General features: G+C 69.1%; 16 protein-coding genes. 7 read left to right on the top strand and 9 right to left on the bottom strand.

What is annotated here, in order from left to right:
* Positions 1-87: 87 nt before the first annotated feature.
* Positions 88-1,290 carry a glycosyltransferase family 1 protein gene (locus LW840_RS04200; protein WP_291273527.1) on the top strand — a complete coding sequence of 401 codons (1,203 nt, stop codon included), beginning with the start codon at positions 88-90 and terminating at the stop codon, positions 1,288-1,290.
* On the opposite strand, the gene LW840_RS04195 is transcribed toward LW840_RS04200, so the two are convergent.
* From LW840_RS04195 to LW840_RS04170, 6 genes are all read right to left on the bottom strand, one after another.
* Complete coding sequence (locus LW840_RS04195; protein ID WP_291267173.1) at positions 1,241-2,431, bottom strand: glycosyltransferase family 1 protein; 1,191 nt, start codon at positions 2,429-2,431, stop codon at positions 1,241-1,243. The genes LW840_RS04200 and LW840_RS04195 overlap by 50 nt on opposite strands.
* Positions 2,428-3,657 (bottom strand): glycosyltransferase, encoded by a 1,230-nt coding sequence (locus LW840_RS04190; protein WP_291267172.1) that lies wholly within the window; start codon positions 3,655-3,657, stop codon positions 2,428-2,430. Before LW840_RS04190 ends, LW840_RS04195 begins: the two co-directional genes overlap by 4 nt.
* A gap of 12 nt (positions 3,658-3,669) precedes the next feature.
* Complete coding sequence (locus tag LW840_RS04185) at positions 3,670-4,185, bottom strand: phosphatase PAP2 family protein (RefSeq protein WP_291267171.1); 516 nt, start codon at positions 4,183-4,185, stop codon at positions 3,670-3,672.
* Positions 4,186-4,288: 103 nt separating this feature from the next.
* Positions 4,289-6,154, bottom strand: a complete 1,866-nt coding sequence (locus LW840_RS04180; protein WP_291276473.1) for an ankyrin repeat domain-containing protein — start codon at positions 6,152-6,154, stop codon at positions 4,289-4,291.
* 32 nt (positions 6,155-6,186) lie between these two features.
* Positions 6,187-7,566, bottom strand: a complete 1,380-nt coding sequence (locus LW840_RS04175) for a DUF1552 domain-containing protein (RefSeq protein ID WP_291276472.1) — start codon at positions 7,564-7,566, stop codon at positions 6,187-6,189.
* An 8-nt stretch (positions 7,567-7,574) separates the two neighbouring features.
* Positions 7,575-10,088 carry a DUF1592 domain-containing protein gene (locus LW840_RS04170; RefSeq protein ID WP_291276471.1) on the bottom strand — a complete coding sequence of 838 codons (2,514 nt, stop codon included), beginning with the start codon at positions 10,086-10,088 and terminating at the stop codon, positions 7,575-7,577.
* A gap of 173 nt (positions 10,089-10,261) precedes the next feature.
* On the opposite strand from LW840_RS04170, the gene LW840_RS04165 reads away from it, so the two are divergent.
* Positions 10,262-10,669 carry a hypothetical protein gene (locus LW840_RS04165; RefSeq protein WP_291267168.1) on the top strand — a complete coding sequence of 136 codons (408 nt, stop codon included), beginning with the start codon at positions 10,262-10,264 and terminating at the stop codon, positions 10,667-10,669.
* A 32-nt stretch (positions 10,670-10,701) separates the two neighbouring features.
* Here the strand turns inward: LW840_RS04165 and LW840_RS04160 are convergent, their stop codons facing one another.
* Positions 10,702-13,245 carry a zinc-dependent metalloprotease gene (locus LW840_RS04160; RefSeq protein WP_291276470.1) on the bottom strand — a complete coding sequence of 848 codons (2,544 nt, stop codon included), beginning with the start codon at positions 13,243-13,245 and terminating at the stop codon, positions 10,702-10,704.
* Between the two features lie 142 nt (positions 13,246-13,387).
* Here LW840_RS04160 and LW840_RS04155 point away from each other — a divergent pair, with 142 nt between their 5' ends.
* The 4 genes from LW840_RS04155 (at position 13,388) to LW840_RS04140 (ending at position 15,736) form a co-directional block, all read left to right on the top strand.
* Positions 13,388-14,197, top strand: a complete 810-nt coding sequence (locus LW840_RS04155) for a glycosyltransferase family 2 protein (RefSeq protein ID WP_291267166.1) — start codon at positions 13,388-13,390, stop codon at positions 14,195-14,197.
* 66 nt (positions 14,198-14,263) lie between these two features.
* The gene (locus tag LW840_RS04150; protein ID WP_291276469.1) at positions 14,264-14,773 is read left to right on the top strand and encodes a hypothetical protein; all 510 of its coding nucleotides are present in this window, start codon (positions 14,264-14,266) and stop codon (positions 14,771-14,773) included.
* 4 nt (positions 14,774-14,777) lie between these two features.
* On the top strand, positions 14,778-15,296 hold the full coding sequence (locus tag LW840_RS04145; RefSeq protein WP_291276468.1) for an L-2-amino-thiazoline-4-carboxylic acid hydrolase: 519 nt from the start codon (positions 14,778-14,780) through the stop codon (positions 15,294-15,296).
* Positions 15,293-15,736: a hypothetical protein gene (locus LW840_RS04140; protein ID WP_291276467.1), complete on the top strand. Its 444-nt coding sequence runs from the start codon at positions 15,293-15,295 to the stop codon at positions 15,734-15,736. Before LW840_RS04145 ends, LW840_RS04140 begins: the two co-directional genes overlap by 4 nt.
* A gap of 16 nt (positions 15,737-15,752) precedes the next feature.
* On the opposite strand, the gene LW840_RS04135 is transcribed toward LW840_RS04140, so the two are convergent.
* Positions 15,753-17,027: a DUF1343 domain-containing protein gene (locus tag LW840_RS04135; RefSeq protein WP_291267163.1), complete on the bottom strand. Its 1,275-nt coding sequence runs from the start codon at positions 17,025-17,027 to the stop codon at positions 15,753-15,755.
* A gap of 81 nt (positions 17,028-17,108) precedes the next feature.
* A complete protein-coding gene (locus LW840_RS04130) occupies positions 17,109-17,669 on the bottom strand; it encodes a hypothetical protein (protein ID WP_291276466.1) in 561 nt (186 codons plus the stop codon).
* A gap of 176 nt (positions 17,670-17,845) precedes the next feature.
* On the opposite strand from LW840_RS04130, the gene LW840_RS04125 reads away from it, so the two are divergent.
* Entirely contained in the window at positions 17,846-18,688 is an 843-nt protein-coding gene (locus LW840_RS04125) for a DUF1028 domain-containing protein (protein ID WP_291259993.1), read from the top strand.
* Positions 18,689-18,698: the final 10 nt, after the last annotated feature.

The raw sequence follows: 18,698 nt of genomic DNA, 5'->3' as shown, positions 1-18,698 counted from the left end.
CCTGCGTCCCTCTCGCCCACGGGTGACCCCGCTGCTCATGGCTGGCGCGCTGCCACCACTCGACCGATCCGGCACGCCGCGCCGCTGATGCCGCGCCTCCTCGTCTGTACCGACAGCTACCCGCCCCAACTCAACGGGGTGAGCGTCGTCACTGCCGCCATGGTGACCGGCCTGTCCGCCCGCGGATGGGAGTGTGCGGTGCTGGCGCCCGCGTATCCGCCAGCGCTCACGGCACCCCTGTCCCAGCCGGTCACCCTGCGCCACGTCGCCCTGCCCTCACGGTCGCTGCCAGCATATCCCGACGTTCGCCTGGTCTGGCCACCGCTGCGACATGCGCGACAGATCGTCCGGGACTTCCGTCCCGACGTGGTCCACTGCGCCACCGAATTCACCGTGGGGTGGGCCGGTCTGCGGGCGGCTCGCGCGTACGACGTACCGGTGGTGACCACGCATCACACGGACTTCTCGCGCTACTGCGATGCCTACGGCGTGCCGTTCCTGCGCCCGGTCGTCCAGCGCTGGCTCGGCCGCTTTCACCGGCGCGCCCACCACACGATTGCCCCGTCTGCCGCCGTGGAGCGCACCCTGCGGGCGATGCACGTTGGGCACACCACCGTGTGGGGCGGGGGCGTGGATACCGCGCACTTTTCACCACGACACTTCTCGCTGCTCAGCCGCCATCGCTATGCCATGGGTGCCGACTTCAACTTCCTGCATGTGGGCCGGCTCGCCCCGGAGAAGAACGTGGAGTTCGTGCTCGACGCGTTCGCACATTTGCGCAACCGCTTTCGCGACCGGCGACTGCGTCTCATCATCGCCGGAGCCGGTCCGAGCGAACGACGATTGCGGGAACGGGCCGGCGATGACGTGATGTTCCTCGGGGCCGTCGATCGGGAGCGCGACCTACCCGCGCTGTACGCGAGTGCCGACGGGTTCGTCACCGCGTCGGAGACCGAAACGCTGGGGCTGGTGGTGCTCGAGGCGATGGCGTCCGGGTTGCCCGTGGTGGCCTGTCACGCGGCCGGCGTGGGTGAGCATCTCGACCATGCCCGCAACGGACTCGCCTTCGCGCCGGGCGACATGAGCGGCTGCGTGTCGGCCATGTCGCGCCTGGTGGCCGACGCCTCGCTGCACGAGCGTCTGCGTGCTGGTGCCCGCGCGGCGGCCGAGTCCATGTCGACCGATCGGGCATTGGACCAGCTGGACGCCCTGCTGCGCACGGTCGTTGGGGCCGCCGCCGTCAGCTACGAGTCGTCCCCCTCGCCGCTGGTGATGACGCCTGCACGGTGAGGTAGTCGGCGAACAGCCGATCCCAGACGGCCTCCCACGTGCACGCCGCCGCATGCGCCAGCCCCGCTTCACGGCGCTGGTGGAGCGGCGTGCGATCATCGATCAGCCGCGTCAACAGGGAGGCCACCGTCGTGGCATCACCAGGCGGGGCCACCCACCCGCGATCGGGGAGCAGCACTTCGCGCGTCGGCGCGACATCCGCGCCGATCACCGGCGTGCCCGACGCCATGGCTTCCAACATGACGTTGCCGAAGGTGTCGGTGGTGCTGGGAAAGAGCAGGACATCGGCGCTCGCGTACGCCTCACTCAGCGCCGCACCCTCGAGGCGACCGGTGAAGGTGCTCCCCTCCGGCGCACGGGACCGCGCGGACACGCCACAGGGCCCATCGCCAACCACCAGCAGCCGCACGGCCCCCGGGCGGGCGGTGGCCGCCAGCCGTACCGCCTCGAGCGCCACGTCCACCTGTTTCTCGGCCGCGAGGCGCCCCACGTAGGCCGCCACGAGGGTGCCGTCGTGCGCGCCGATCGCCGTGCGAAACGCCGCCGACCGATAGCGGGGAGCAAAGCGGTGGCCGTCGACGCCGCGCGTCCACACGGTGCAGCGCTCGAATCCCTGCGCTTCCACCTCCTGCACGATGGCCGCGGTGGGGCAGTACGTGCGATGACCGCCGTTGTGAAACCAGCGCAGGTAGGCCCACCCTGGTCGCGCGAGCAGGCCCATGCCGTAGTGCGCCGCGTACGCGGTGAAGCTGGTGTGATACGACGACACGAACGGCACATCGAGCAGCCTCGCGGCACGACGACCCGCCAACCCCATGCCGAACTCCGTCGCCGCATGAACGAGCGTCGGCTGAAACTCGCGAAGGCGCGCCACGACCGCGGACTGCCGCGGCCATGACAGGCGCAGTTGCGGATACGCCGGGAACGCGCGTCCCGGCGATCGTACGATGTCCATGGCCTCGTGGGCGCCCGGCTCGTCCGTGGTGAACACCAGGACCTCGCCGCCGCGCTCCCGCAGGGCGGACGTCAGGCGGTCCAGGGTGCGCGCCACGCCGTTCACCTGCGGGGAGAAGGTGTCGGTGAAGAGTGCGAGCCGCACCCCCGCCATGGGGCCGGCGTGCCGGCGCGACGCGGCGTTCACCGTCGCAGGGATGCGTACAGGGCGAAGAGACGGTCGAACACGTGCGTCCAACTGTGCTCCGCCACCGCATGGCCGTGCGCGCGAGCACCAAGTGCCGTCAGGTCCGATTCGAGCAGGCACACCGCCGCGTGCACCAGCGAGGTCGCGTCTCCCGGTTCGTAGCATGTGCCGCCACCGCTTGTGGCCACATGTTCCGCGACGCCACCACGATTGACGCTCAGGACGGGCGTGCCGCAGGCCATGGCTTCGACAGCGGCCAGGCCGAAGGTCTCCGCTGGTCCGGGGGCCACGTAGACGTCGGCGGCGGCCAGCAGGTCCGCCAACTGCCCCCGGTCGCTCACGAAAGGCTGAAACAGGACGCGTCGCGCATACGGGTGTGCCCGCAGCCGGTCCGCGTCGGGGCCGGTACCCACCAACATCAGGCGGGCACCCGTCTGCGCCTCCACGCGGCTCCAGGCGTCGAGCACCACGTCGAGCTCCTTCTCGCGCGCGAATCGGCCGGCGAAGACGGCGAGTGGCGCATCGGGGAGGGCCAGTTGCGCCCGCAACGCCATCCCCGTGAGCCGTCGCGCCGGCGTAAACGTATCGAGATCCACCCCCAGCGGCACACGCTCCACGCGCGTGAAGCCATTGTGCTCGAGTTCGCGCTTGCCGCGCTCGGTGGCCACGATGGCCACGGCGCACCGTTTCGCAATCTGGCGCAGGTAGCGCCAGACGAGGGGCGTCACGTGCGGGCGGAGCGACACCGGCGTGACGTTCGATACCACGCGGGCCACGTCGGTGTGATGGAAGTACGCCAGCGGCATGGGCGCCTGGCGCACCGCCCGATGCACCAACCACGGGACAACGAAGGGGCTGCCGATTTCAATCACATCCGGCCGTTCGTGCCGGATGACGCGCGTGATCGAACGCGAGGCGAGCAGGAACCGGTAGGGGCGATGACGCGGAATGGACGGGCCGCGCAGCCGCACGAAGCGGACACCCGCTGTGTCGTCGATGGCATCGTCATGGCCCGGAACCAGCACCACCTGCCGCAGCTGACGACGCGCGGCCACGTACCGACCTTTCTCGAGCAGGTAGGTGCGGATGCCGCCACTGGTCTCGCCAAACCACTCGGTGGCGTCGAGGACCGTGAGCTCCGCATCGGGGCGCGGGTTCGCCGGCAACTCGGCGGTGGCCAGGTGCAGGCGGCGTGGCGCCGCGGCAAGCCCCGTTGTGAACGGCACGCTGGTCATGCGTCAGCGCAGGATCGGATAGGCCGTCATCAGCGCAATGACCTGCCCAACAACCACGTCACCCGGGTAGTGCACACCCAGCATGACGCGCGAGAACCCCACCAGCCCCGCCACGACCAGCAGGGGAACCGCGCAGGGGGGGAAGGCCGTGGCAAAGCCGATGGCCACCGCCATGGCGGCGCAGGAGTGACCGCTGGGGAAGGAGAAGCGATCCGGAACCTCCACCAGCGATGTGAACGTCGGTGCGGTCGACGGCCGGGGACGGCCCACGGTGCGTTTCACGATCTGCACGACGAGATGCGACCACCCCAGCAGCAACAGCGTACGCCAGCACAGGCGCAGGTCGACGGCGGGAAAGAGCAGCGCCAGCACCGTGAGACCGATGCTGGCGCGCGCACCCCCGAGGTGTGTGATGCAGGACCAGAAGGTGCGGGCGGCACTGCCGCTGCCCGGTGATAGGCACAGCCGGGCGAAGATCGCGCGATCGCTCGCGTCGAGACGCTGAATCCATGGAGGCATGGCCAACAACTTCGACGCGCTTCGGCACGGCGGCGTGTTGGCCCGGCAACGGCTGCGTAAAGGGACGCCGACGGCGGTGTCATGCCGTCGGCGACTCAGTGCATCAGCAGCTCACGCACCGGTGGTTGTTCCTGGCGCCCATCCCCTCGAGCAACTTGATCGTGTCGAGGTAGGGCGAGGTGCGCTGCACCGGGCCATTGGCCATGTCCACGGTGGTTTGCCCGGAGCGCGCCACCAGCGTGGGGTCGGCACCCTTCGACACCAGGTACAGGATCATGGCGTTGTCACCGCGCGCGGCGGCGTGGTGCAACGGGGTGTAGCCGGCGAAGTCGCGCGCGTTCACGTCGGCGCCCAGCTCTTCCACCAGGAACTTCACGCTCGGCATCCAGCCGTCGGTCACGTGACGGTGGTCATTGGCGGCAAACCCGGTGCCGTAGCCCACGCCGGCCGCCGCGTGAAGGGGCAGGATGCCGAGGCCGCCGACCGGCACGGGAGGCAGCCCAGACGGGTCAGCAGCGGGCGCCGTGGCGCCACCACGCCGTGCTCGTGCCGGTGGCTTGATGGTGCCGACCCTGGGGTCGGCGCCGGCGGCCAGCAACAGCTTCATGGCGGCCACGTCGGTCGCGTACGCGGCGCGCAGAAACGGCGTGGCCCCGTTGAAGTCCACGCCCAGGTTGTCGCGATTGTAGGTGGTGTACCAGAGGGAACGCGACAGGCGGGCATTGGGATCGGCCTTGGCCGCGATGAGCGCCTGCATGACCTCGAGATAGGTGGCCTTCTGTTGCAGCTGAAACGCCGGCTGCGGCGTCCGGGTGCTGGGCGCCCACTCCTTGTTGAGCACCCCGAACAGCGGCCCCGCACCGGCGTCGCTGTACAGGTTGGGGTTGGCGCCGCGGCGAATGAGCACCATGGCCAGGTCGTAGTGGCCATTGATGGTGGCCATGAGCAGCGGACTCGTATGGTCGCCCAGACTCACCTGGTTGATGTCGGCGCCTCCGTCGAGGAGGGCTTGGGTGGTCTCGATTTCGCCTTCCCGCACCGCCAGCAGCAACGCGGTGAGTCCGCCCTGCCGGCCCATCAGTTCGTTATACGCGGGGTTGTCATCATCGAGGCCACGGCCTCCCTGGGCGGCAAGCCGCGCCTCTTCCGCTGCCGTGGCATCGCGCACGCCGGCGATGGCCTGCGCGGTGGCCTCGGCCCGCTCGACGTCACGGGACGCCTTCACCGCGGCCTGCACCTGCTCGGGCGTGGGCATCCAGTTGGGGTTGTTCGCCTGTCCCTGCTTCTCCCGCAACTGCTGCAGCATGGCGTCCCGCCGCATCTTGGCCTGCCGATCCTGCGCGGCGCTGGCCATGATGTCCATGGTGCGCGCCGCCAGGGCGGGATTGGCCCCGGCCTTGAGCAGCATCCGCACCGCTTCGGTGCGGCCACGGCCGGCGGCCAACATGAGCGGGGTCTGGTTCCACCCCGGTTCGAGGGCGTTCACATCGGCCCCGGCCTTGAGCAGCGCCGACACCGTGGCCGGCACACCGGCCAGCGCGGCGAGATGCAGCGCGGTCACGCCTTCCGACGTCGTGGCCCGCACGTCGGCTCTGGCCGCCAGGAGCTGACGCACGATGGCCGCGTGCCCCGCGGCGCTGGCCACGTGAAGGGGCTGATACGCCCCCACACGAGTGGTTGCCGCCAGCGGGGCCTTGGCGCGCAGCAGGACGGCGCTCATGACGGAGTCGCCGCGCTGCGCCGCCCAGTGCAGGGCGGTCATGCCGTCCCCCTGCGCCACGCTGGCGCTGACGCCCTTGGCCAGCAGGGCGCGTACCGTTGCGAGGTCGCCCTGCATGGCGGCATCGGCCACGGGGGCGGCCGCCGGTTCGGCCCACACGGACCTCCACTGCGCGTGGTGCGCGGCGGGGGCGAACGGTGCCGCCATACCGGGACCCAGCAACACCAGCGGCAGCAGCGCCGCACTCACTCCGTGCCTCATGTGCTCCGTGCCTCCCCGCCTCAGAAGGTGAACTCGCCCGTGCTATCGCCGAACGTCTGCAGGTCGTCCATGCCCATGCGATGCAGGAGACTGAGCATGGCGTTGGCCATCGGTGTGCCGTCGGGGGCCCTGAGGTGCTGGTTGCCGGACGCGACGCCATGGCCACCGCCGAGGAAGAGCAGCGGACAGCGGCGATGGTTGTGGGTGTTGCTGTCCGACATGGGCGAGCCGTAGATGATCGTCGTGCGATCGAGAAGCGGCACGTCGCCATCCATCGTCGTCCGGAGCTTCTCCAGCAGGTAGGGCAGAAGGCTCACATGGTACCGGTTGATCTCGGCGAACTCCTTCACGCGCGCCGGGTTGTTGCCGTGGTGCGAGGCCGGGTGGAAGCCGGTCATGACGCCACTGTCCGGGTACACACGCGCCGACGCATCGCGCCCCATCTTGAAGGAGAACACACGCGTCATGTCGGCCTGCAGCGCCAGCACCTGCAGGTCGAACATCAGCTTCACGTGATCGCCGAAGCTGTCCGGCACGCCGGCAGGGGCTCCGGCCAGTTCACGCTCCTCGCCCGACCGGTTCCGTGCTTCCACCTGCTGGATGCGCCGCTCGATCTCGCGGATGTGCTCGAGGTACTGCCCCATGCGCTGCCGGTCGGCGGTACCGAGCTCGCGATTGAGCTGCGCCACCCGTCCCGTGATCCAGTCGAGAATGCTGCCGGTGCTGCGGTTGCGTGCCGCGCGCTCCTCCGGCGTGCCACCGGCCCCGAAGAGCTGTTCGAAGGCCACCCGGGGGTCGCGGATCATCGGCAGCGGCTCGGTGGGGGAGCTCCAGCTGATGGAGTCCGTGTACATGCACGAGTAGCCATACGCGCACCCGCCGGCACGGTCGAGCGGCTCGATGCACAGCTGCATGCTGGGAATGGGCGTGGCCTGCCCGAACCGCTGGGCGTACAGCTGATCCAGCGAGGTGCCGGCAAAGATGTCCGACCCTTCGGTCTGCGTGGGATGCGACTGCGTGAGGAAGACCGCACTCGACCGGAAGTGATCACCGCCGATCTCCTCCGGCTTGTACGCCTCGGCCATGCGCACATCGGTGTTGCTGATGATCGTGAGATACTTGCGCCACGGTTCGAGCGGCGAGAGCGAGGTCTTGCTCAGATCGAATGTCCGCCCCGTCGTGGGCGGCGACCACAGATGCTCGGTGAGCCCGAAGGGCGCGCACCCGGCCGCCCCGTGCACCATTTCCAGCGCCAGCAGGCGCGTGGGGTTGGCGGCATGGCCGATGCGCCCCATGGCGTGCACCGGCATCATGGCCTCGAGATAGGGCAGCGCCACCATGGTGCCCATTCCCTTGAGGAAAGTGCGTCGTGGCAGCGGCTGGCGGAGGAGGTTGGCCATGATGGAACTCAGCGATGGAGTGAGGCCGCGCCGGAGGCGCCGCTTTCGACGGTGGGTGACGACTCGATCTTCTGCATGCGGAACGCGGGACTCTTCACGACGCCCATGATGTATGCCGACATGCGGTGCTGCTGGCGGCCGGCGTCACGCACGATGCGCCGTACGCTCGGCATGTCCGTGGCGTCCATGCGACGGCCCACCGCATACGCCATGAGATTGCGCGTGAACGTGCGCAGCAGCGCATCCTCCCGCCGCAGCAACGCCGTCTGCAGCTCCACGGCGTTGGACGCGGTACTGCCGTCCCACAGGTCACCCCGGGAGTCGATGGGCATGCCGTTGTCGCGCAACCGCACCTTGCCCGTCGCGTCGTACTGCTCGAGTGCCAGGCCAATGGGGTCCATCATCTTGTGGCAGCTGCTGCACGAGGGATTCTTGCGGTGCTGCTCCATGCGTTCGCGCACGGTGAGCGGACGCCCCCCATCGGTGCCGGGCGTCGCCTCGAGGTCCGGTACCCCCGGCGGCGGCGGCGGGGGCGGGCTGTTGAGCAGCACTTCCATGACCCACTTGCCACGGTCCACCGCCGAGGTGCGCGTGGCGTGCGAGGTGAGCGTGAGGATGCTGGCGTGCGAAAGCAGCCCACGACGCGTGGCGTCGGGATACGAGACCCGGCGGAAGGTTGGCCCGACCACCTGCTTCATGCCGTAGTGCTGCGCGAGCCGTTCGTTCACGAAGGTGTAGTCGGCGCGATACAGGTCGAGGACCGGTCGGTCCCGGCGCACGAGATCGTCGAAGAACAGCTCGGTCTCGCGGCGCATGGCCGTACGCAGCTGCTCGTCGAAGTCGGGATACTGACGGATGTCCGGGGTAACCACATCCAGATCGGGCAGCCGCAGCCACTGTGCCGCGAAGCGCGTCGACAATGCCTGGGCGCGCGGGTCGGCCAGCATGCGCTTCACTTCGCGCTCAAGGCCACCCGGTTGGGACAATGCGCCGCGAGCGGCCACATGCAGCAGCGCGTCGTCGGGGGGCGCGGACCAGAGGAAGAAGCTGAGCCGTGACGCGAGATCCATGTCGCGCAACGCGTACCGCCCGTTTCTCGGGGCGGCGCTGGGGGCGCGCTCGAATCGGAAGACGAAATCGGGGCTTGCCAGCATGCCCTCGAGCGCCAGGCGCACGCCCTGCTCGAAGCTGCCGCCGCGTGTCCGCTCGGCGTCGTAGAGCGACATGAGCCCCCCCCGATCCTCGTCCGTGAGTGGGCGACGATACGCCTGCGTGCCCAGCCGGTTGACGATCGACAGGGCACACGGTCGCTCGGCCGCAATCGTCGTGGGGCGACAGCTGAACAGCCGGCGGCGGATGTGGGAGTCGCTCACCCCGCTCGGGGCATAGGGCCCCGTGATGGTGAGCTCCCGGAGGTGGGGGAGCAGCGTGAAGCCGTAGGCGACGGCGTTGGAGGTGCTGTTGAGCGAGTACTTGAGCGGCGAGATGAGATCCTGCACGACACCCTGAAAGCGCGGCGGCACGAACGCGGCCGACACCTTGTGCGGCCCCGCGGTGACCCGCACCGGTGGGGCACCCTGCGCCACGCCGTTCGGATCGGACGCATGCATGAACCGGTCGATCTCGATCAACGCCACGCGCTCGCCATCGATCGCGATTTCGAGCGCCTCCCCGCGGGCGAGACCGCCGGCGAAGGCGCCCGTGGTTTCGTGGAAGAAGTTGGCGCCGAAACGATACTCCCCATCAGCCGGGAAGAGGTGGGTCACCACCATGCCCCCGCGGGTGCCGAACGGTGCCCCTTCCACGTGCGCCGTCTGCGACGCGAGTTTCGGCATGGTGTAGGTCGTGGCACCGGCGCTGGCGCGCGGATTGCCCACGGCGAGCCAGCTGATGTCGCCCGCCGCGCGCAGATAGGCGCCGAGCAGCGTCGGCGAGAGCGCCTGCACGTCGGCAATGTTGTCGAAGTTGTCGCTCTTCGTATCGGGGGGCAGATACTGTGCGGCGTCCACTTCGACCCCCAGCAGCTGCTTCACCGCCGCCTGATACTCGGCCCGGTTGAGTCGCTGAAAGGTGCGGCGGCCGGGATCGGGATCGATGGCGGCGACCGAATCGAGGCGCGTTTCAAGCTCCATCACGAGCGCGTCGAGCGTATCGCCCACCGGGCGTGCCGACCCCACCGGCGGCATCATGCCGGTGCGCAACTTGGCCACCATACGCTCGGCGATATCGGTCTGCGCGAACGGCGACGCGACGTCGAAGCGCGACAGGGTGAGGTTGCCACGCTTCATGGTGTCGTTGTGGCACTTGCCGCAGTACTGCTTCACGACCCCATTGAGCGCCGCCGGGGCGAGTCGGGCCGGCGCGCGTGTCGTGCCCGTGCGGTGGAGTACGGGATGAATGGCTGCCGGCTTGCGGGGCGCTGCGCCAGCAGCTTCGGGGCGAGGGTTGGGACGCGCGGTGCCGGGGGGAGGGGACAGCAGGGCAACGGAGAGCGTCACAGCCAGCGCGGACAGCGTCTTCATGCCGCACCTCGGTACGTGATGTCGCGAAGATCGATTTTGCAGCGTCTACCTGAGGAGGGAAGGTGCGGGCTGGAGGGACGGGACGCAAGAAACCCGCAATCGGACGCATCGGTATGGGGCGACGGCCGCGCCTCCATTGACGGACGGGCCGCGGATCCGGAAGTTCCTGTCACATGACCGCCTCCTCCCGCTCTCTGCTGCCGGTCGTTCTCCTCGGCTCCGCGCTTTCCCTGACCGGGGCCAACCTCGGTGCCCAGCCCCCGGCGGGAACGCCGCCGCCCGCCAAGGCCGTGCCCGCAGCGGTCCCCGACAGCACACGGCAGACCATCGAATCGTTCGCCAGGTTGCAGCACGCGCTGAACGGGCTGCGCGACCGCGAGCAGGCGGAATTGGCCGAGCCGCGCAACAAGAAGGTGGAAACACAGGCCGAGCTGCGCACCCGGCACCGGGCGCTGCGCGCCGATACGCTCAAGGCGCACGGGTTCACGCCGGCGCAGGTCAGCGCCATGACGTTGCGGTTGAGTGGCGACGACGCCCTGCGCGCCCTTTTCGACGCCACAATGGAGCGGCTCGCGAAGTAGCCGCTCCATCGCGTGCGGTACGTCGGGGTGCGTTACTGGTCGCTGTCCAGAATGGCCGCCACACGTGCGGCCACGTCTGCCCAGTGCGCCTCAAGCGCGGGTGAGGTGGCGGCGCTGGCGTAGCGGCGCGCCTCTCGCTGCACGGAGCGCAGTTGCGCCCGCGCGAGCGCCGGCAGGTCGCTCTGCGGCACGCTGGGAGCGGAAACGAACGGTGTGTAGCGGGCGGCTTGCCCCCCGCCCAATCCACCACCGCCCGGTCCGGAGGCCGGAGCCGCAGCGGGCGGGGCAATGAGCGCTTCCAGTCGTTGCAGATAGACCCGCTGCAGCGCGCGCCGATGCGCATCGGCCCGCGCCCCGGGGAACAGTGCCCGCCGCAGGTCGGTCATGTACTCCGCCAGCGGATAGGCGTTGCCGGTGTCGTAGCGCTCGGCTTCCGCGAGCCGGCCGAGCCGGGCGGGGGAGAGGAGACTGGTCACGACGCCGGCGGCGCGTGTGCCGGCAACGGTTGATGGACCGATGCGGGTGACGATGCTGGCGGGTGCCAGCCACTCCGGGGCGTCGAAGACCTGGTTGCCGATGAACGCGAGGGCGGCCTTCTGTCGTGCTTTCGGCACCACGCGAAACACGGCCCCGGATTGCTCCGCCACCTTGAGGTCCACCTCCACGCCGCCGACCACGGTGGCCACGTGGTTGATGTTGCCGAACCAGCGCCCCACGGTTTCCTCGTACAGCTCGCGGAGTTCGGTGAAATCGGCGCCCGGGGTCGAGGTCCAGGCCGCCAGGTTGGGCAGGACGCGCTTGTAGTTCGCCGTGGCATAGGTCGTGGCCTTGAGCGGATCGTCGCCAAGGTCCTCCGTCTGGTTGCGCGGATCACCGGCGGCAAGCTGCTGCGACGCGAAGCGATAGGGGAACGGTCCGCTCTGCTGCGTCAGCCACCGGTTGAGAATGACGCGTTCGGCCTCGGCGGTGGGGGCGTTCGTCACCCGATAGCCCCAGTTGATGGCGAAATCGTCGAACGGGCCAACGCGCCGGATGAAGTCCTTTGGCTGGAGCCCGTCACCCGGCTGAGCCACGTAATTCTGGCGCGCGTAGTCCATGATGGTGGCGCTCACGCCGTACACGCGCGTGAAGCTCGGGCTGCGCAGCGAGTCCACCGGGAAGGAGGCCGACGCGATCATGTTGTGCTGCAGCCCCAACGCGTGGCCGATCTCGTGGGTGATGACCTGACGCATCGTCTCGCCCATGAGCTCCTCGGGAATGTCGAGCGAGCGCGCCGCCGGGTTGGCAGCTCCGGTTTCCATGATGAGCCAGTTGCGGTACGAGCGCATGTGGTTGTGATACCACGTGATCTCGCTGTTGATGATTTCCCCCGAGCGGGGATCGTGCGTGTGCGGTCCGGTGGCATTGCGCACGAGACTGGCGGCCCAGCGCACGATGCTGTAGCGCGCATCGTCCATGTCGAAATCCGGATCGTCGGCCGTGGACGGGGCGTCCCGGGCGATGATGGCGTTCCTGAAGCCCGCCTTCTCGAACACCTGCTGCCAGTTTTCGACGCCTTCCTTCACGTACCGCTTCCAGCGCGTTGGCGTGGCCGGATCGAGGTAGTAGACGATGGGCTTCACCGGCTCCACCAGTTCGCCCCGCGCATACGCCGCGGGATCCTTGGGTTCGAGGCGCCAGCGGGTAATGAACGCCTCGCGCTCCGCCTTCTGCACATCGAGCCCGTAGTTGACCCGCGCGACCGAGAAGTAGCCCACGCGCTCGTCGGAAAGGCGCGGGCGCATGGGCACCTTGGGGAGCAGGACGAGGGACTGCCGTGTCTCCATCGTGACCGTGGCGCCGTCGGCATCGCCCGGCGGGGTGGTGGCGTCGAAGGTCTGCACCTGCCGGACTTCGATGTTGATGGGGAAGCCGCGGATGCCGGCAATGTAGCTGCGCGCCGGATCGAAGCGACGCACGCCGTAGGCCCGCCGCTGCGCCGCGTCGAGTCCCGACGTGGCAGGGGTATCGTTGCCGAAGAATTCCGTGACATCCACCACGTACGACGTACTGTCCTTGCCGTACGCGGCAATGGGGAAGGCGCCGATGATGGCGGGGTAGTTGTTCTGCGCCACGCTGCGGGCAATGGGCAGCGAATCGTCGGCCACGGCCCCGGTGCTGATGCTCTTGAGCAGCACCCGATCGTTCACGCGTTCCCAGCGGACGAGTCGCTCGACCAGCGAACTGCCGGCGCTGAGAACCCCCCCGGCACCGGCCGGCACACCCGACACGCGGGTGACCATGAGGAAGTCACGGCCGGCCAGTGAGTCGGGCACCTCGAAGAACCAGCGGTCGTCGACCCGATGCACGCTGATGCCTCCACGGTCGGTGCGCGCGCGTGCCGTGATCACCTGCGCATAGGGGCGAGGCCCACGACGCGCGCCGGCGGCCGGCTCGGAGGCGGCGCCCGCCGTTGCCGGGGGCTGGGTCGCGCCTGCCGGTGGCGCACCCTGCGCCAGGGCGGCGCTCGCGACGGCACACAGCGCGAGTGCGGCACCGGCTATCGGTGCGAACGAAAGGGTTCTGGAAATCGGCATGTGAGACGAGGGTGGCGGGGAATTCGGGAATGGGGCAGGATGTGAATGACTGGTGACGGCTGGGGCGTTCGCGTGGTAGAGCGGTACAGCCCAACGCCGCCGGACCAGCGGCAATCCTCCATGTTCGCCCGCGAGCCGATCCGTGCCCAGTGCTTCCCTCGTGATTGCTACGTACAACTGGCCCGAGGCGCTCGAACTGGTGTTGCGCAGTGTGCGCGCGCAGCGCCGGATGCCAATCGAGGTGCTCGTGGCCGACGACGGATCCGGTGAGGCCACGCGGCGCGTGGTCATGGCACACCAGACCGATTTTCCGGTACCCTTGCGGCACGTGTGGCATGAGGACCGGGGCTTTCGCCTGGCCGCCATCCGCAACGAGGCCATTCGACGGGCGTCGGGCGACTACATCCTTCAGGTCGACGGCGACATGGTGTTGGGGCGGCACTTCGTGCAGGCGCACGTGCGATTCGCGCGGCGCGGGAGCTACGTGCAGGGGAGTCGCTGTTTGTTGAGCGACGCCCTCACCCAGCGCATGCTCGCCGAGCGCCGGCATGAGGTGAAGCCGTTCACGCGGGGGCTGCGCAATCGCCAGAACGGCTGGTACCTGCCGTGGCTCTCACCGCTGGTACGGGGCCCACGGGATCCTGATCATCGCACCCGCGGTTGCCACATGGCGTTCTGGCGGGCTGACCTGATCGCCGTCAACGGCTACGACGAGTGCTTCGTGGGGTGGGGGCGCGAAGACAGCGAGCTCGCCGCGCGCTTGATTCATTCGGGGGTGGGGCGGCGCAATTTCAAGTACGGCGCCGTGGCGCATCACCTCTGGCATCCCGACTCCGCCGCCCGGGCCAGCGATGAAAGCGAGGCGCGCTACTGGTCCACGATTCGGGAGCGACGGCGTTGGTGCGACCGGGGGTTGGTGAGTGGCGCGGCGGCGTCGGCGCCTGCGCCATAGCCTGACCGCCGGCGCTGCCATGGCGGCGCCATAGCGGTGCCAATCGGCAATGACTATCGTTGCGCCATGTCCAGCCGTCTCGCCCGCAACCGGTCCACCCGCCCCGCCCAGCGGAGCTCCGCTCTCGGTCTCGTTGGGCCGCTGATCGTCGCCACCGTTTCGACGGTGGGGTGTTATTCGTATCGCCCGCTGGGTACCACCGCCGTTCCCGCCAAGGCCGAGGTCCGGTTCGAGTTCACTCCGGCCGGTGCCGACGCGCTGCGCGACGCGGCCGGGTACACCATGCGCCAGCTCGACGGGTACGTGGTGCAGGCGTTCGCCGACAGCGCCGTGCTGGTCAAGCCCAACTCCATCGTCACCGTGGACGGCGACGTACTGCCGTGGCGACGCGGTGATCTGCTGGTGCCGTGGCGTACGGTGGCACAATCGCAGCAGCGAACCATGGACAAGCGGCGAAGCCGCGGATTTGCCGCGGTCATGGGCGCCGCATTCACCGGCGTGGTGTATTTCGCCCTCCGGAGCATTGCCGGCGGCGGCGGCAGCACCGTGCAGCCGGGCGGCGGTGCCCCGGAATGACCCCATGAGCCTTCCCACCAACGCCGAACTCAACGCCATCGGCGTGCTGCGCCGTCGCCTCATCGAGGCGCGGGTCCTCGCGCCGGTGCTCGACGCGCTTGGCACCCGTTTCGGCCGCGACGAGGTCCTGGCGGTGGCACGCGATGTCATCGTCGCGCTGGCGCGCGAGCAGGGGGAAGAATTGGCGCAGGCGGTTGGCGGCTGCTCGCTGCGGCACTTCGAGGGCACACTCGATCGCTGGCAGGCCGACGACGCGCTCCAGATCACGGTGCGCGAGTCCACCCCCGATCGATTTGCCTTCGACGTGACGCGCTGCCGCTACGCCGAGATGTACCGGGAGCTGGGCATCCCCGAGCTCGGTGCCATTCTCTCGTGCAATCGGGACGCGGCGCTCATTGGCGGCTTCAATCCCGACGTGGCCTTGGCACGCACCCAGACCATCATGGGCGGCGCCTCCCACTGCAACTTCGTGTACACCCTCACCCGCGCCACGCCACCGACGCCTTCCACCCGGACCGAGTGATGTACCAGATCCTGCTCAAGCTCCACAATGTGCTCGCCTGGCTGGTGCTCGGCACCGGTTTCTTCGTCCTCGTAAAAGCGCTTGGCGCACGCGCCACCTGGAGCGTGCCGGAAACCGCCTGGGTACGCCGCCTCACGCTGCTGGTGCACCTGCAGCTGGTGGCGGGGCTCGCGCTGTGGATTGTCAGTCCCGCGGTTTCGGCGGCCCGATCCACCATGGGCGAAACCATGAAGGACGCGGCGCTGCGACGGCTCGTGGTCGAGCATCCCACCCTCATGCTGGCGGCGGTGATCAGCGCGACCGTGACGAGCGTGCTGGTGCGCAAGGCCGGGAGCAGCGAGGCCAAGGCGCAGAAGGCGTTGGTCGGCACCGCCGTGACACTGTTGCTGGTGGCCGCCATGGTTCCGTGGCAGCTCCTGACCGGCCGCTGGACCTCGTGAGCGACACGGCAGCCCGTCAGCGATAGAGCAGATACGGCTTCACGCTCGCCTCGAACGTCAGGGCGTCGGCATTCCATTGCCGGAGCAGCACTTCGATCGTGCCGTCGTCGACGGCCTTCGCGAGCGCATCCGTGCCGGCGAGGCGGTCGATGCCGCGAACGCGTGAGGGCGCATTCACCGTGGGCTCACGCCACGCGAACTCCGTGGGGTGTGCCGCACGGAAGGCGCGCAGCATGCGCACCCCCACGTCCACCGGGCGCACGGCGTTGCGGTTGGTCACCACCACCTTGATCATGGGGATCGTCTTGCCGGCGAACTTGTACCCCGGGGCGATGGTGCGCGTGGCCGTGTCGAAGCGCACCCCACCCAGCTTGAGGGCGTTGAGCCGCTCGGCGAGCGCCACGTGGTCGGTGAGATAGTCGGCACCGATAAGCTGGAATGGCGCGTCGGTGCCGCGCCCCTCGGTGGCGTTCGTGCCCTCGAAAAAGACGGTACCCGGATACAGCAGTTCCGCGTCGGGCGAGCGCAGGTTGGGCGACGGGTTCACCCGTGGCAGCCCCGTCTCGTCGAACCACATGGCCCGACGGTAATTCTTCATGGGCACAACGGTCACTTTCGCGGTGAGGGCCCGGGTGCCCACGAGAAAGCGCAGCAGCTCACCCACCGTGAGGCCGTAGCGCAGCGCCACCGCGTGCTGCCCCACGAGGGAGCGGAAGCGCAGGTCGAGGATGTTGCCTTCGAACCGGTCGGCGCGAATGGGGTTGGGACGGTCGAGCACGATGATGGGCTTCCCCGCCGCCGCCGCCGTGAGCGCGAGCGTCCACGGGTACGTGTACACGCGCGCGCCCACATCCTGGATGTCGTACACCAGCACATCCACCTCCTCGAGCATCTCCGGCGTGGGCGTCTCTACCGTGCCATAGAGCGAATACACCTTCACGCCCGTCTTGCCGTCCACGCTGTTCGCGATCTTCTCGCCGGCGCGCGCGGCGCCGCGGATGCCATGCTCGGGGCCGAAGAGGGCGGTGAGCCGAACGCCGGGCGCCTTGAAGAGCAGATCGATGCTGCTCGTGCCCTGCCGATCACGCCCCGAGTGATTCGTGATCAGCCCCACCCGCTTGTCGCGGACCAGGTGCAGCGAATCGGACAGCAGCACCTCGATGCCGGGCACCACGCCACCGCGCGGCTGTGCCGCGAGGGCACGTCCGGCCATCACGAGGGGAAGGCACACCAGCGCCACGCAGGCGGCGGCACGGCCGCGCACGTGGCGCGCGAAACAGGGGCGGGTCATATCGGGCCGGGAGATGAGGGAACGCCGTACCCGGCATAAGCTACCGGCATTTCGGCGCGGCGCGACCGCGCCCACGCCGACCTACCGCGGCGGCGGCCGCATACGCGGCATCATCTTGTCGTGCATGGCCGCCATGCCGCGGTTCACCAGCTCCGTGACTTCCGCCGCATGCGCCTGCAGCAGCGCCACGCTCGTACTGTCGGTCGACGTTTCGGTCACGATCACCCCCTTGGGGGTATGCTCCACGACCCGCGTGACGGTCGCACCGCGCGCGAGCAGCTGACGCGAGGTCGGTGAGGCCGGCGGCACATTGAGGTCCTGGGACCTGGCCATGAGCACACCGGTGGTGGCCACGTGTGCCTGCAGCTGCGCCACCATGCTCGAGTCGTCAGACTCCGTGACCGTGCGCACGCCATTGGACAGCACGGTCACGGTGCGCCGCAGCTTCTGGTGATTGGTCATGAGGTCGTGCACGATGGGCATCACGGCGGCCGCCGTGGAATCCCCCATCATCCCGCGGCCCCGGCCGCGGCCCATCATCCCTCCCCCCTGCGCCGCCATGGCCGAAGGGAGCAAACTCAGCACCAGCACGCTCGCCAGGAGCGCGGCAGGGGTGCGGATCGATACGAGTGAATGGCGCATGACTCCTCCGGGTGTTTCCTCAACGGTCGCCCGAGCCCGGTCCCGACACCATCAGCCGAATGACGCGGCGACGTGGTGCATTCCCCGACACGGCCGGGCGTCCGGTGCCCGTTGCCGTACCCCGCCGACGGTGGCCATCGTTGACGAACCCGGGCGCAGGCTGCCTCTTATGCCGCATGCGATTCCTCACCCGATTCCTCGTTGCCCTGACCTGTCTGCTGCTGCCGCGCGCGGCGCATGCCACCTGGTCGGTCATCGCCGTGGACATGGCCACCGGCCGCGTCGTCATTGCCTCGGCCACCTGCGTGGACCGTGACGATGCCTTTCTCATGGGCATTCAGGCCGTTGTCGTGCCCGGCAAAGGGGTAGCCGCCTGCCAGGCCGGCGTCGACGGTACGCATGCCAACCAGATGCTCGTGTATCGCGAGTTGCAGAAAGGCACCGACCCTGCCCGCATCATCGAGATGCTCTCGGCCGATCCCGCCTTTCAGTCGCGACAGTTCGGCATTCTGGACCTCACGGGGCGTACCGCGGGACATTCCGGCCTGTCCAATGGCTACGTCACGCAGGACATCCAGGGACAGGTGCCCGGCACGCAGATCTACTACTCCATTCAGGGGAACATCCTGCGCACCGGCGACGTGATCCCCAACGCAGTGCGCGCGTTCGTGCACACCCAGGGCGCGCTTACGGATCGGGTGATGGCGGCGCTCGAAACGGCCGACCGCTTCGGCGGCGACAGTCGCTGCGTCTGCCCGCCCCTCCCCGCCGATGGCAGCCGCCCCGCCATCGCCTGCGAAGGGCGCACGTCGTACATCGCCTACATCCTCATGGCCAATCGCACCGACCGCAGCGGTGACTCGCACAGCAACGGCACGTACGCGCTCTACCTCACGGTGGCGCAGCCCAATCAACCGGGACCGAACGCCATCAAGCCGGGAGAGAATCTCAACCCCGTGAAGACGCTGCGTACCCGCTACGACGTGTGGCGTCGCAGCCAGCCGGCGTCGTACAAGTGAGCCGCCCGTT

Origin of the sequence: Gemmatimonas sp. (assembly GCF_021298855.1) — a bacterium.
In the GTDB taxonomy this organism is placed as follows: Bacteria; Gemmatimonadota; Gemmatimonadetes; order Gemmatimonadales; family Gemmatimonadaceae; genus Gemmatimonas.
The sequence above is the reverse complement of the archived record's forward strand: the minus strand, read 5'-3'. Positions and strand labels throughout refer to the sequence as shown.